This window comes from Microlunatus elymi (assembly GCF_007362775.1).
GTDB lineage: Bacteria > Actinomycetota > Actinomycetes > Propionibacteriales > Propionibacteriaceae > Microlunatus > Microlunatus elymi.
This window is the reverse complement of sequence record NZ_CP041692.1, coordinates 1,534,043-1,547,084: the sequence shown is the minus strand read 5'-3', so window position 1 is coordinate 1,547,084 and position 13,042 is coordinate 1,534,043. Positions and strand designations below refer to the sequence as shown.

Sequence of the window (13,042 nt, the reverse complement as noted above, 5' to 3'; positions counted from 1 at the left end):
ATCGGGAATTGTCCCAGCCCGGCGGGGCATCACGGTGCGCCGACCCGGCGATCAGCCGTCGGCGGCGTCTTCGCCCTCGGCACTGCCTTGCTGCTCGGCGGACCAGCGTTGCAGGATCAGCTCGGCCTCCTCGTCGTAACTGTCCTTGCCCAGTTCCGATTGCCGCCGCAGCTGATAGCGGTCGGTCAACAGCGCCTGCAGGATGGCGTCGTCGGACTCGGTGTGCTCCTGTCGTTCGAAGGCGCGCAGCCCCATGTTCAACCAGCGCAGGGCCTGCCGCGTCTCGCCCGCGTCGCTGAGCGAGGACGAGATCAGCAGGTACGAGATCAGCGACCGGACCCCTGCTTCCGCAGCTCATCGGCGATCCGCAACGCCTGATCGGGCTGCCCGCGCAACACCAGCGAGGCGATCATCTTCGCCTCGATGTCGATCGTGGTCGCACCCTCGGCGGCGCGGGCCCGCTCCAGCAGCTCCCACTGCAGATCATGATCACCACAGACGCCGCGATGGGTGGCGGCAAGGCTGAGCAGTTCGGCCGGCGAGACGCCCACCCCGTACCGAACGTCGGGCTGCTCCGTCCACGCGACCAACGTGTCGGCCAGTTCGGCGTCGCCGAGGCCGGAGGACTGCAGTTTCCGCACTTCGTCGGCGGTGATCACGCGAGACATGCGCGCCAGTGTTTCATGAAGCCGAATTCGTCGCTCACCTGCCGAACCTGCGCAAGACTTCCCGCATAGAGTGGCCTCGACGACACATTTACCTCATTGACTCTGTCGAACTCGCTCAACAGCTGTCGAAGAAGCATCAGGGAGGATGCCATGGCCGAACAGACGCACGTCCTGCCCGCCGAGGTCCACGAGGTGCTGGGGCGGCACCTGCTGACCGACGGTTTCAAACTGGTCATCGACCTGGCCGCGAGCCGCGGCAGCGTGGTGGTCGATGCGGTCACCGGGGACCGCTACCTGGACCTGTACACGTTCTTCGCCAGCGCTCCGCTGGGCTTGAATCCTCCCGGCATCGTCGACGACCCGGCGTTCCTGGAGAAGCTCGGCCGGATCGCCGCCAACAAGCCGGCCAACTCCGACATCTACAGCGCCGAACTCGCCGACTTCACCGAGACCTTCGTCCGCGTCGTCGGCGATCCCGCGCTGCCGCACCTGTTCTTCATCGAGGGCGGCGCACTCGCAGTGGAGAACGCGTTGAAGGTCGCGTTCGACTGGAAGAGCCGCAAGAACGAGGACGCCGGTCGGTCACCGGAGTTGGGCACCAAGATCATGCACCTGACTCGGGCCTTCCACGGCCGCAGCGGCTACACCATGTCGCTGACCAACACCGAGCCAGGCAAGGTGGCGCGGTTCCCCAAGTTCAGTTGGCCGCGGATCGACGTGCCGGCGATCACGTTCCCGTTGGAAGATCATCTGGACGAGGTGATCGCAGCCGAGGAACGGGCTGTTTCCCAAGCCAGGATGGCATTCTCGGAGCATCCGTACGACATTGCCGCGTTCATCTGCGAACCGATCCAGGGCGAGGGCGGTGACAACCACCTACGTCCGGAATTCCTGCGAGTGATGCAGCAACTCGTTCATGATCATGATGCGTTGTTCATCGTGGACGAGGTGCAGACCGGGATGGGCACCACCGGCACCGCCTGGGCCTACCAGCAACTCGGGCTGGAGCCCGACATCGTCGCCTTCTCCAAGAAGGCCCAGCTGGGCGGGATCATGGCCGGCCGCCGAGTGGACGAGGTGCAGGACAACGTCTTCCGGGTATCGGGACGGATCAACTCCACCTGGGGCGGCGGACTGGTCGACATGGTCCGGGCCACCCGGATCCTGGAGATCGTCGAGCGCGACGGCCTGATCGAGGCGGCCGGTCCGAAGGGCGCGCACCTGGTCGAACGTCTGTGGGAGATCGCCGAGAAGTCCGGCGTGGCACTCTCCAACGTCCGCGGTCGTGGGCTGATGGTGGCGGTCGATCTGCGCGATCCGCAGACCCGCGATAACGTGCTGACCAGGCTTCGTGATCATGAGCACGTGCTGGCCCTGCCCAGTGGCGAACGGTCGATCCGGTTCCGGCCGGCACTGTCGGTGACCGAGGCCGAGTTGGACCAGGCCGCTGCGGCGCTGGGCCGGGCCGTGGCCGATGTTGCGGGAGGTAACCAGTGACGTCCTTCGGCAAGCTCAGGACCCTTTCCATCAAGTCAATCGTCGACGGGAAGCCCGTCGACGGCGTACGCGCGGCCGACAGCACCAACCCGAGCCGGCTGGACGAGGTGATCGCCAAGGTGTCCTTCGGCGACGCGTCGACCCTGGTCGGGGCGGCCGAATCGGCGCATCGAGCGCAGCCGGCATGGGCCGCGATCCCTGCTCCGGTACGGGGCCGGGCGATCGCCGGCATCGGCCGGGCGGTCGAGCGCAACAAACAGGCGCTGGCCAAGATCGTCACCGCCGAGATCGGCAAGCCGTACGCCGAGGCGCTCGGCGAGGTTCAGGAGATCATCGACACCTGTGACTTCTTCCTCGGCGAGGGCCGCCGACTCTACGGCCAGACCGTGCCGAGTGAGATGGCAGACAAGCAGCTCTTCACCTTCCGGCGGCCGGTCGGCACCGTTGCGGTGATCACCGCCGGCAACTTCCCGGTGGCGGTGCCGTCCTGGTACATCGTGCCGGCACTGCTGACCGGCAACACGATCGTCTGGAAGCCGGCCGAATACTCCCCCGCCGCATCGGCCGCCTTCCACGAGATCTTCGTCCGCGGCGGCGGGCTGCCCGACGGCGTGTTCAACATCGTGCATGCGGACGGGCCGTCGACCTTTGCCGGACTCGAGCAGTCGTTGGACGCCGGCCTGATCGACAAGATCGGCTTCACCGGCTCGTCGGCGGTGGGCCGTGAGGTCGGCGGCCTGGCCGGCCGTCATCTGCAGACCGCCTGCCTGGAGTTGGGCGGCAAGAACCCGATGGTGATCACGCCGGCCGCAGATCTTGATCTTGCTGTCGAGGGTGCGTTGTTCGCCGGCTTCGGCACTGCTGGTCAGCGGTGTACGTCGCTGGGCACGGTGATCGTGCACGAGTCGGTACACGACGATTTCCTCGACCGGTTCAACGCCGCACTGGCCGCTGCCCCGATCGGCGATCCGACCGCCGAGGTGTTGATGGGGCCGATGATGGACGCCAAGTTCGCCGAACGATACGAGGAATTCCTGAGCTGGATCCAGCCGCAGCACAAGGTGCAGGCGGCGTGCGGCCGGATCACCGCCGACAATCCGCGGGACGGCTTCGTCGGCGATCCGGCAGCCGGGCTGTTCTACCACCCGGTGGTGGTGGACGGTGTCCAGCCCGGTGACGCGATCTTCGACCAGGAGACGTTCGGACCGCTGGTCGGGGTGACCAGCTATCGCGATCTCGAGCAGGCGATCGAGTTGGCGAATACTCCGGGCTACGGGCTGAGTTCGGCGATCTACACCAACGACGCCCGGGAGGCGTTCAGCTTCGCCAACCGGATCTCGGCCGGGATGACCAGCGTGAACAACTCGACCTCGGGCGCCGAGGCGCACCTGCCGTTCGGTGGCAACGGCAAGTCCGGCAACGGATCCCGGCAGTCGGGCATCTGGGTGCTGGATCAGTTCACCCGCTGGCAGTCGATGAACTGGGACTACTCCGGCCGGTTGCAGAAGGCGCAGATGGACGTTGCCGAGCTGGCCGTGGACCCCGACTTCACCTTGGATGTGGACGAGCGCTGATAATCACTCATGGCTGCAACCACCCCCCAGGATGCGTGGCTCCGCACCGCCATCGCCGCCCTGACCGCCCAGGGGCCTGAGTCCATCCCCCAGGATCCTGCGCCCGTCGAAGGACCGCATCGCAACCGAAGCTCCGACGCTGTTGATCATGAAACCCTGACCCGCGCCGAGCTGGAGTTGATCTTCGACGCCCAGGCCGCCAGCCGGCACCTGGACGTGGTGGCTCGCGAACTCCAGGCGTCCGGCGACGGCTTCTACACCATCGGATCCTCCGGGCACGAGAGCAACGCGGCGATCGCGTACGCGCTGCGGCCGACCGATCCCGCCTTGTTGCATTACCGTTCCGGCGGCTTCTATGCCGCCCGTGCTTCGCAGGTGACCGGATCGACGCCGATCCGCGATGTGCTCCAGGGGTTGATGGCGCTGGCGGACGAACCGATCGCCGGCGGCCGGCACAAGGTGTTCGGCCGGCGCGAACTCAACATCATTCCGCAGACCTCGACCGTCGCCTCCCACCTGCCGCGCGCCGTCGGGCTGGCCGTAGCCCTGCCCCGCGCACATCGAACCGCCCGACGGCACCCGGAACTGCAGGCACCGTCGTGGCCGAACGATGCGATCGTGGTCTGCTCCTTCGGTGATGCGTCGGCCAATCACTCGACCGCGACCGGGGCGATCAACACCGCGTTGAACACCGCCTACCGCGGCCTGCCGGTGCCGATCCTGTTCGTCTGCGAGGACAACGGTTACGGCATCTCGGTGCCGACGCCTGCTGGTTGGATCGAACACGCCTACGGGTCGCGGCCGGGCTTGGAATATCTGAGTTGTGACGGTACCGACGTCGAGGAGGTTTTCGCGTCCGCCGCCCGAGCGGCCGAGATCGTACGGTCCCGGCGACGCCCGGTCTTCCTGCATCTGCGCTGCGTACGCTTCGGCGCACACGCGGGCAGCGATGCCGAGATCGCCTACCGCACGCAGTCGGCGATCGAGGCCGACTATGCCCGGGATCCCTTACTGGGAACGGCACGCGCCCTTGTTGATCATGGTGTGGAGCCGCCAGCCGTGCTCCAGCGCTACCAACACCAGCGCGATCTGGTCGATCAAGAGCTGGCGCGACTTCGCGGTTCACGACGCCTCGCCTCCGCCGAGGAGGTGATGGGCCCGATCGCGCCTCGTCACCCCGGCCGCGTCGCCGAGCGCGCCGCCGACCTGGCCATGGGTCCTGAGCTCGGCGAGCATCGCACGCTGGCCGAGTCGATCAATGCAACCCTCGGAACGATCCTGGATTGCGAGCCGCGGGCGATGATCTTCGGCGAGGACGTCGGCGTGAAGGGCGGTGTGTACGGGATCACCCGCGGACTGGCCCGACGCTACGGCGGCGCCCGGGTCTTCGATGCGATCCTGGACGAGCAGTCGATTCTCGGGTTGGCGCTCGGCGCCGGCCTGGCAGGGATGTTGCCCATCCCCGAGGTGCAATACCTGGCCTATCTGCACAACGCGATCGATCAACTACGGGGGGAGGCGGCCACCCAGCAGTTCTTCTCCCGTGGCCGCTATCGCAACCCGATGGTGCTGCGGGTGCCCGGATTGTCCTACCAGAAGGGATTCGGCGGTCACTTCCACAACGACAACGGCCTGGCATCCCTGCGTGACATCCCCGGACTGGTGGTCGGCTGCCCGTCCGCCGGTGACGACGCCGCCGCCATGTTGCGTACGCTGGTCGCTGCAGCGCTGGTCGACGGCACGGTTTCGGTCCTCCTGGAACCGATCGCCCTCTACCACCGCCGGGATCTCTACAGCAGCGGAGACGGCGGGTGGCTCAGTCTTGATCATGGTCAGGCCGCGTCGATCGGCCGCGGTCGGGTCCGCCGATCGGGCAGCGACCTGACCATGATCACCTTCGGCAACGGGGTGCCGATGTGTCTGCAGGCGGCTCGTCGGCTGGCCGCCGCCGGGATCGAGGCGGCCGTCCTCGACCTGCGCTGGTTGGCACCCTTGCCGGTCGAGGACATCCTGGCAGCGGCTCGGGCTACCGACCGGGTGTTGGTGGTCGACGAGACCCGACATAGTGGCGGTGTCGGCGAGGGTGTGATCACCGCGCTGGTCGAGGCTGACTTCGCCGGACGCGTGGCCCGGCTGTCGAGCCACGACAGCTTCATCCCGCTGGGCGCCGCCGCCGAACACGTCCTGATCAACGTCGAGGAGATCGAGAAGGCGGCTCAGCACCTCGTCGCGAGCAGCCGGATCAACGCTCGCCGGGTCCGCCATTGATCTCGGGACACGTCCTGGATCCGTTCACCGTAAGGAGTATCCGATGCCGAAGTCACCGCTCGAGCTGTTGAAGATCGATCACCTGCTGTCCTCCGACGAGCGTGACATCGCCGCCACCGTACGAGATTTCGTGGATCGGCGGGTGCGGCCCAACGTCGCCGACTGGTACGAGCGCGGAGATATCGATCTCGAGTTGGTGAAGGAGGCCGGTTCGCTCGGCCTGCTCGGCATGCACCTGACCGGCTACGGCTGTGCCGGCACCAACGCGGTCTCCTACGGCCTGGCCTGCCTGGAGTTGGAGGCCGGCGACTCCGGAGTTCGGAGCCTGGTGTCGGTGCAGGGGTCGCTGACCATGTTCGCGATCTGGAAGTTCGGCAGCGAGGAGCAGAAGCAGCGCTGGTTGCCGGCGATGGCGGCCGGCGAGGCGCTGGGTTGCTTCGGGCTGACCGAACCGGACTTCGGCTCCAACCCGGCCGGGATGCGCACCCACGCCGTACGCGACGGGGACGACTGGGTGCTCAACGGCACCAAGATGTGGATCACCAACGGCTCGGCCGCCGACGTCGCCGTGGTCTGGGCGCAGACCGACAAGGACCAACCAGGTAAGGGAATCCGCGGGTTCCTGGTGCCCACCGACACTCCCGGCTTCAGCGCACCCAAGGTCAAGCACAAGCTGTCCCTGCGCGCCTCGATCACCTCGGAGTTGATCTTGGACAACGTCCGGCTGCCGGCCGACGCGGTGCTGCCGGAGGTCCGTGGCCTGCGCGGCCCGCTGTCCTGCCTGAACGAGGCTCGGTTCGGCATCGTCTTCGGCTCCCTCGGCGCCGCCCGGGACTGCCTGGACACGACGCTGGCCTACGCCCGGACCCGGGAGGTGTTCGACCGGTCGCTGGCCTCGTACCAACTCACCCAGGCCAAGCTTGCCGACATGACGCTCGAACTGCAGAAGGGATTCCTGCTCGCGCTGCACCTGGGCCGGCTCAAAGATGATCATCAACTCGACCCCGAGCAGATCAGCCTGGGCAAGCTGAACAACGTCCGGGAGGCGATCAAGATCGCCCGCACCTGCCGCACCATCCTCGGCGCGAACGGCATCACCGGCGAGTACCCGATCATGCGGCACGCCAACAACCTCGAATCGGTGCTCACCTACGAGGGCACCAGCGAGGTGCACCAACTGGTGATCGGCCAAGCCCTCACCGGCGAGAACGCCTTCACCTGACCGGTAACTGATGCAGCTGTAACGGATCTCAAACTACGCATCGAGTGTTACAGTACGTCGGGAGGTAACCCTATGACCACCGCTGGTGACGATCGATCGACCCACGACGAGAAGCGAAGGCGAGCTGACCTCGAGCGCCGGGGCTACACGGTGCTGCGACGCGACGGAGGAGTTGAGATCGAGGGGCTCGATCCTGCGGATGCACGCGAGGCATTGCGGCTCCTCGGTGCAGCTCGCCAGCTGCAGTTCGAACGCGGATCTCTGACGGCATCGCAGCTCACTCAGATCATGGCGACCGCAGATGTCGACCTCACTCCCCCGGCTGCGATCGAGCAAGCGCGCCGCCAAGCCGATCATCGACGGCGGATGCTGAGCACACCCGTTTACACCTACGAGACCCTCGGTGAACTGCTCGGGCACGCTCAGCAGGCGACGACGCGGACCTGGGTGTCCCGGAAGCGCTCGGCTCGGCTCTTGTTCACCGTGAAGATCGACAATCAGCTGATCATTCCTGCGTTCCAGTTGACCGACGAAGGCGAGCCACGGCAGGATCTCGCCGGACTTGTCGGACCATTGCTGGAGGCCGGAGTGGACGGTTGGGCCTTGTGGACGTGGCTGGCGAGCTCGAGTCCGTTGCTGTCGGGCGCCGTTCCGATCGAGCTCGTCGAGACTGAGCCGCAGCGCGCCTATCGGGCAGCCGAAAGGTTCGCCGCGCGGCACCGGCCCGCGGCCTGATCGAGACCCGGGATGAAATACCCGCCTCAAGACCTGGCCTGTCCGTCGCCAAGGCGTTGCCCGGTTGTCAATGCCGAAGATCTTCCCCACGATCTCCCCGTGGTCCAACTGCCCGAGGGCAGCTCGCTCCACCGCGTCTACGACGGGGCTTGGGGATACGACGAACCCAATCCCGGCTTCGGTGACGCCAGGTTCTCGCCGTTCGACGCACTCGATGACGGGCGTCGCGTACCGGCCCTCTATGCCGCCGAGACGCCGACCGGAGCGCTCCTCGAGACAATCTTCCACGATGTCCACCAAACCGCGAGCCGGCTCATCTACGAAAGTGATCTTCGAGAACAGCTGCTGGCGTATCTGCGCACGCCGAGTCCCCTCAGCCTGGTGGACCTACGCGATCCGATCTTGACGGATGCCGGGATCGCCCGCGGCCAGTTCGTCTCCAGCCCCGCCGAGCACTACCCCTGCACCCGAAGAATCGCCCAGCACCTGCACCGCGCCTTCGTCGACCCGGGCCGGGCACACGGCCTGATGTGGCACTCACGGCAGGCAGAACTCGGCGCGGATGAACACGTGATCGCGGTGGTCGTCTACGCCGACAGCTATCAGGTCGGTCGCGGCGGTTGGAGACGCATCGGCCCTGGCAGCCGAAACCTGCTGGAAGGCGAGGGACGGCTACAGGTGGATGCCATCGCAAACCAACTCGGCGCGACGATCGTCGCTCGATGATCGCTTCGTCAGCCCAGGCCGGCCCGGCGCAGGGCGTCGGCCATCGCGGTGTTGGCGGGGGCCGGTTTGCGGTCGCGGGACTGCTGAGGCTTCCCGTTCCGGCCCTTGCCCTTGTTGCCGACCTGCTGATTCCGCGGGCCGCTGCGACGTCCGTTGTTCTTGCGTTCGGCATCCGCCTTCCGCTCGCCGTCTGCCGGAGCTTGATCATCATCCAGCCGCATGGTCAGCGAGATCCGCTTGCGTTCAAGATCGACTTCGAGCACCTTCACCTTGACCACGTCACCGGTCTTGGCCACGTCCCGCGGATCGGAGACGAAACTCTTCGACATCGCGGAGATGTGCACCAGGCCGTCCTGATGGACGCCGATGTCGACGAACGCGCCGAAGGCGGCGACGTTGGTCACCTGCCCTTCCAAGATCATTCCGGCGACCAGATCGGTCAGGGTCTCAACCCCGTCGGTGAATTCCGCCGTCTCGAACGCCGGTCGCGGGTCGCGCCCGGGCTTCTCCAACTCCGCGAAGATGTCGGTCACCGTCGGTAGCCCGAACTGCTCGTCGACGAACTCCTTCGGCTTCAACCCCTGCAACACCTCCGGCTTGCCGATCAACGAATCATGATCAACTCCGGCGGCCGCCTGAATCTTGCGCACCACCTCGTACGACTCCGGATGCACGGCCGAGCCGTCCAGCGGCTCATCGCCGCCACGGATCCGCAAGAAGCCGGCGGCCTGCTCGTACGCCTTCGGGCCGAGCCGGGGCACCTCCAACAACGCTGTCCTGGTTGAAAAACGACCGTGCTGATCACGGTGCCGGACGATGTTCTCCGCCAACCCCGGGGTGATGCCGGACACTCGAGTCAACAGCGGCGCGGAGGCAGTGTTCACGTCCACGCCGACCGCGTTCACGCAGTCCTCGACCACCGCGTCCAGCGAACGCGACAGCGCCACCTCGGACAGATCATGCTGATACTGACCGACCCCGATCGACTTCGGATCGATCTTGACCAGCTCGGCCAGCGGATCCTGCAGCCGGCGGGCGATCGACACCGCACCGCGCAGGGTCACGTCCAACTCCGGCAACTCCTCGGCGGCGTAGGCGGAAGCTGAGTAGACCGAGGCCCCGGCCTCGGAGACGACCGCCTTGGTCAGCTCCAGCTCCGGGTGCTTCCTGATCAACTGTGCGGCCAGCTTCTCGGTCTCCCGGGACGCCGTACCGTTGCCGATCGCGATCAGGTCGACCCGATGAACCGCGCACAGTTTCGCCAGCGTGGCAACCGATTCGTCCCACTGGTTCTTCGGCGCGTGCGGGTAGATCACCCCGGTGTCGACGACCTTTCCGGTGGCGTCCACCACCGCGACCTTGACCCCGGTCCGCAGTCCCGGATCCAGACCGAGGGTGGCGCGGGTGCCGGCCGGTGCGGCCATCAGCACGTCCTTGACGCCGGTGGCGAAGACGTCGATCGCGGTGTCCTCGGCCAGCTGCCGCAACCGGATCCGTACGTCGATGCCGAGGCCGACCAGGATCTTGGTCCGCCAGGCCCAGCCCACGACCCCCTGCAGCCAGCGGTCGGCCGGACGGTGTTGATCCGAGATGCCGAAGCGGCGGGCGATCACATTCTCGTATTCACTCGGCGCGGAGTTGATCTTGGTCGGCGCCTGGTTCAGCTTGGCCAGAACCGGGTTGGTGGTGGCCGGTTCCGGATCCTCGGCATCCGGCGAAACGGTCAGCGTGAGCACTTCCTCACGCTCGCCCCGATTCAGCGCCAGGATGCGGTGCGAGGGCAGGCTGGTGAACGGTTCGGCGAAGTCGAAGTAGTCGGAGAATTTCGCGCCGGTCTTCTTCATCCCGTCGCGGACCTTGGACACCAGTCGGCCGGTGTTCCACAGTCGTTCGCGGAGCTCACCGATCAGATCCGCGTCCTCGGCGAAGCGTTCGATCAGAATCGCCCGGGCGCCGTCCAGGGCGGCCGCGACATCCGCGACACCCTTGTCCTCGTCCACGTAACCGGCTGCCGTTTCCTGCGGATCCAGCGTCGGGTCGGCGAGCAACGCGTCGGCCAGCGGCTCCAGCCCGGCCTCCCGCGCCACCATCGCCTTGGTCCGCCGCTTCGGCTTGTACGGCAGGTAGATGTCCTCCAGCCGCGCCTTGGTCTCAGCCTCGGTGACCCGGGTCTTCAGTTCGTCGGTGAGCTTGCCCTGCCTCTCGATCGACTCCAGGATGGTCTGCTTGCGCTCGTCCAGCTCGCGCAGGTAGCGCAGCCGCTCCTCCAGCGTGCGCAGCTGGGTGTCGTCCAGCCCGCCGGTGATCTCCTTGCGATAGCGGGCGATGAAGGGAACGGTCGACCCCTCGTCGAGCATCCGGACGGCGGCCAGCACCTGGGCCTCGCCGACCTCCAGCTCGGTCGCGATCCGTCCTTCGATCGTCTGCACACTCACGTCTGTTCTCCTCCGGCCGTTCCCCGCATCCGCCTCCGCGACAACGCGCAGCAGTCGTGCATTCTGCCTTGTCGGGCGGTGCACCGCGAAGTGGCCCGTGGCACGAGACCCGGCCCGACCGGCCCCGGCGACGTCCCGACAGCAATACTGGGCAGCCTCCCTCCGCTGGTAACCGCCTGCAGAAAGGCCGTATCGATGCCGATCAGCACCCGCGAGATCCAACTCGCGTCCCGCCCGCACGGCGAGCCGACACAAGACAACTTCGCGCTGGCCGAGGTGGCGCTGCCCGATCCGCAGCCGGGCGAGATCGCCGTACGCAACTTGGCGATGTCGGTCGATCCCTACATGCGCGGCCGGATGAACGACGCTCCGTCGTACGCGCCGCCGTGGCAGCTGGGCGAGGCCGCGCGCGGTGGCGCGATCGGCGAGGTGACCGCCTCGCAGAGCCCCGATGTGGCGGTCGGCAGCCTGGTGCTGCACGACCGTGGCTGGCGTGAGCACGCCGTGCTGCCGGCGTCGGAGGCGTTCGTGGTGCCGCGCCGCGACGGTTTGTCGCCGACGCTGTACCTGGGCGCGCTCGGGATGCCGGGGCGTACGGCGTACGTCGGTCTCTTCCGCATCGCTGCCTTCCAGCCCGGCGACACGGTCTTCGTCTCGGCCGCGGCCGGTGCGGTCGGCAGCATGGTCGGCCAGCTGGCGAAACTGTCCGGTGCGGCGCGGGTGATCGGCAGCGCAGGAAGTCAGGACAAGATCGACTTCCTGCTGAACGATCTTGGTTTCGACGCCGCCTTCAACTACCACGACGGGCCTGCTGCCCGGCTGCTGGCACAAGCCGCACCGGACGGGATCGACGTCTACTTCGACAATGTCGGCGGCGAACAACTGGAGGCCGCGATCGGTGCGATGAAGCTGCACGGCCGGATCGCCGTGTGCGGCCAGATCTCCGGCTACAACGCGTCATCGCCTCAGCCGGGCCCGCGCAATCTCGGCCTGTTCGTCTCCAGACGCCTTGCCATGAAGGGTTTCCTGGTCTTCGAGCACGATGACCTCGCCGACGAATTCACTCAGCAGGTAAGCGGCTGGCTCACCGAGGGCAAGATCAAGACCCGGGAAACCGTCGTGGACGGACTTGATCAGGCCGTGGACGCCTTCATCGGGATGCTTCGTGGGGCGAACACCGGCAAGATGATCATCACCCTGTGAGCAGATCCACGACCAACGGGAGATGATCGGAGGCGCGGGCCAGTAGTTGTTGATCAAGGCCCAAGCAGCCGAGATCAACCGGCAGCGCGCGGATCCCGGGCGAGGTCCACACGATATCGATCCGGGATCGCGGAGCTGCGGCCGGGAAGGTCGGCTTCGGGTGGTCCGCTTCCGGGTCGATCAGGCCGGCGGCCTCGGCCAGCTTCCAGACAGGGCCGTCCGCCGGTTCGTTGATGTCTCCGACCAGCACGCTGGGACCCGCCGACCTCCGTACGAGATCGAGCACCTGCTCCATCTCCGCCAGCCGGCCACGGTTGCTCAGGCCGAGATGGCAACCGACCACCGACAGCGAAACGTTGTTGAACCTGCCCACCTTGTTGATCTTGGTCGACAGCGCGATCGCGCCGCCGGGAAGCTGCAGGGTGCAGGCGGACTTCCACCGGCGGACCAACGGGCGCCAGATCCGTCGGGTGCGAATCGTCCAGTGCGCCGGGGTGGTGACGAAGGCCGCTGTCCGCGCCTCACCGGCCAGATAGTTGAGATCGACGCTGCGCGCGAACGCACGCCGTCGGCTGCGTGTCCCATACCAGGTCGGTGCTTCCTGGACGATCAACACCTCCGGATCGCAGGTCCTGATCACGCTGCTCAGCGCGGAACGATCATCTCCCCATCGATGAACGTTGTAGGTCATCAATCTCACGTCCACCACCTGCA

Annotated in this window: 11 protein-coding genes; 7 read left to right on the top strand and 4 right to left on the bottom strand. The window is 66.8% G+C overall.

Annotated elements, in window-relative coordinates:
* Nucleotides 1–51 precede the first annotated feature (51 nt).
* Together FOE78_RS06915 and FOE78_RS06910 are read right to left on the bottom strand one after the other, a co-directional pair.
* Nucleotides 52–255: a hypothetical protein gene (locus FOE78_RS06915; protein WP_143985640.1), complete on the bottom strand. Its 204-nt coding sequence runs from the start codon at nt 253–255 to the stop codon at nt 52–54.
* Between the two features lie 71 nt (nt 256–326).
* Complete coding sequence (locus FOE78_RS06910; RefSeq protein ID WP_143985639.1) at nt 327–668, bottom strand: hypothetical protein; 342 nt, start codon at nt 666–668, stop codon at nt 327–329.
* A 150-nt stretch (nt 669–818) separates the two neighbouring features.
* On the opposite strand from FOE78_RS06910, the gene lat reads away from it, so the two are divergent.
* From lat to FOE78_RS06880, 6 genes are all read left to right on the top strand, one after another.
* A complete protein-coding gene (gene lat, locus FOE78_RS06905) occupies nt 819–2,165 on the top strand; it encodes an L-lysine 6-transaminase (protein ID WP_143985638.1) in 1,347 nt (448 codons plus the stop codon).
* On the top strand, nt 2,162–3,739 hold the full coding sequence (locus FOE78_RS06900) for an aldehyde dehydrogenase family protein (RefSeq protein WP_228266085.1): 1,578 nt from the start codon (nt 2,162–2,164) through the stop codon (nt 3,737–3,739). The genes lat and FOE78_RS06900 overlap by 4 nt, the downstream gene beginning before the upstream one ends.
* Before the next feature lie 9 nt (nt 3,740–3,748).
* A complete protein-coding gene (locus tag FOE78_RS06895) occupies nt 3,749–6,007 on the top strand; it encodes a thiamine pyrophosphate-dependent enzyme (RefSeq protein WP_143985637.1) in 2,259 nt (752 codons plus the stop codon).
* Nucleotides 6,008–6,050: 43 nt separating this feature from the next.
* Nucleotides 6,051–7,229 carry an acyl-CoA dehydrogenase family protein gene (locus tag FOE78_RS06890; RefSeq protein ID WP_143985636.1) on the top strand — a complete coding sequence of 393 codons (1,179 nt, stop codon included), beginning with the start codon at nt 6,051–6,053 and terminating at the stop codon, nt 7,227–7,229.
* 72 nt (nt 7,230–7,301) lie between these two features.
* A complete protein-coding gene (locus FOE78_RS06885; protein ID WP_143985635.1) occupies nt 7,302–7,964 on the top strand; it encodes a hypothetical protein in 663 nt (220 codons plus the stop codon).
* Nucleotides 7,965–7,976: 12 nt separating this feature from the next.
* A complete protein-coding gene (locus FOE78_RS06880) occupies nt 7,977–8,690 on the top strand; it encodes an RES family NAD+ phosphorylase (protein ID WP_143985634.1) in 714 nt (237 codons plus the stop codon).
* Between the two features lie 8 nt (nt 8,691–8,698).
* Here the strand turns inward: FOE78_RS06880 and FOE78_RS06875 are convergent, their stop codons facing one another.
* The gene (locus tag FOE78_RS06875; protein ID WP_143985633.1) at nt 8,699–11,125 is read right to left on the bottom strand and encodes a Tex family protein; all 2,427 of its coding nucleotides are present in this window, start codon (nt 11,123–11,125) and stop codon (nt 8,699–8,701) included.
* A gap of 195 nt (nt 11,126–11,320) precedes the next feature.
* On the opposite strand from FOE78_RS06875, the gene FOE78_RS06870 reads away from it, so the two are divergent.
* A complete protein-coding gene (locus FOE78_RS06870) occupies nt 11,321–12,328 on the top strand; it encodes an NADP-dependent oxidoreductase (protein WP_143985632.1) in 1,008 nt (335 codons plus the stop codon).
* Here the strand turns inward: FOE78_RS06870 and FOE78_RS06865 are convergent.
* Entirely contained in the window at nt 12,318–13,019 is a 702-nt protein-coding gene (locus FOE78_RS06865) for an endonuclease/exonuclease/phosphatase family protein (RefSeq protein ID WP_228266190.1), read from the bottom strand. The two genes, FOE78_RS06870 and FOE78_RS06865, sit on opposite strands and share 11 nt — an antisense overlap.
* Between the last annotated feature and the right edge of the window lie 23 nt (nt 13,020–13,042).

Coding starts and splice junctions, on each gene's coding strand:
- FOE78_RS06885 (WP_143985635.1), top strand. CDS start 7,302: ATGACCACCGCTGGTGACGATCGATCGACCCACGACGAGAAGCGAAGG.
- FOE78_RS06895 (WP_143985637.1), top strand. CDS start 3,749: ATGGCTGCAACCACCCCCCAGGATGCGTGGCTCCGCACCGCCATCGCC.
- FOE78_RS06880 (WP_143985634.1), top strand. CDS start 7,977: ATGAAATACCCGCCTCAAGACCTGGCCTGTCCGTCGCCAAGGCGTTGC.
- lat (WP_143985638.1), top strand. CDS start 819: ATGGCCGAACAGACGCACGTCCTGCCCGCCGAGGTCCACGAGGTGCTG.
- FOE78_RS06915 (WP_143985640.1), bottom strand. CDS start 255: ATGGGGCTGCGCGCCTTCGAACGACAGGAGCACACCGAGTCCGACGAC.
- FOE78_RS06890 (WP_143985636.1), top strand. CDS start 6,051: ATGCCGAAGTCACCGCTCGAGCTGTTGAAGATCGATCACCTGCTGTCC.
- FOE78_RS06865 (WP_228266190.1), bottom strand. CDS start 13,019: ATGACCTACAACGTTCATCGATGGGGAGATGATCGTTCCGCGCTGAGC.
- FOE78_RS06870 (WP_143985632.1), top strand. CDS start 11,321: ATGCCGATCAGCACCCGCGAGATCCAACTCGCGTCCCGCCCGCACGGC.
- FOE78_RS06910 (WP_143985639.1), bottom strand. CDS start 668: ATGTCTCGCGTGATCACCGCCGACGAAGTGCGGAAACTGCAGTCCTCC.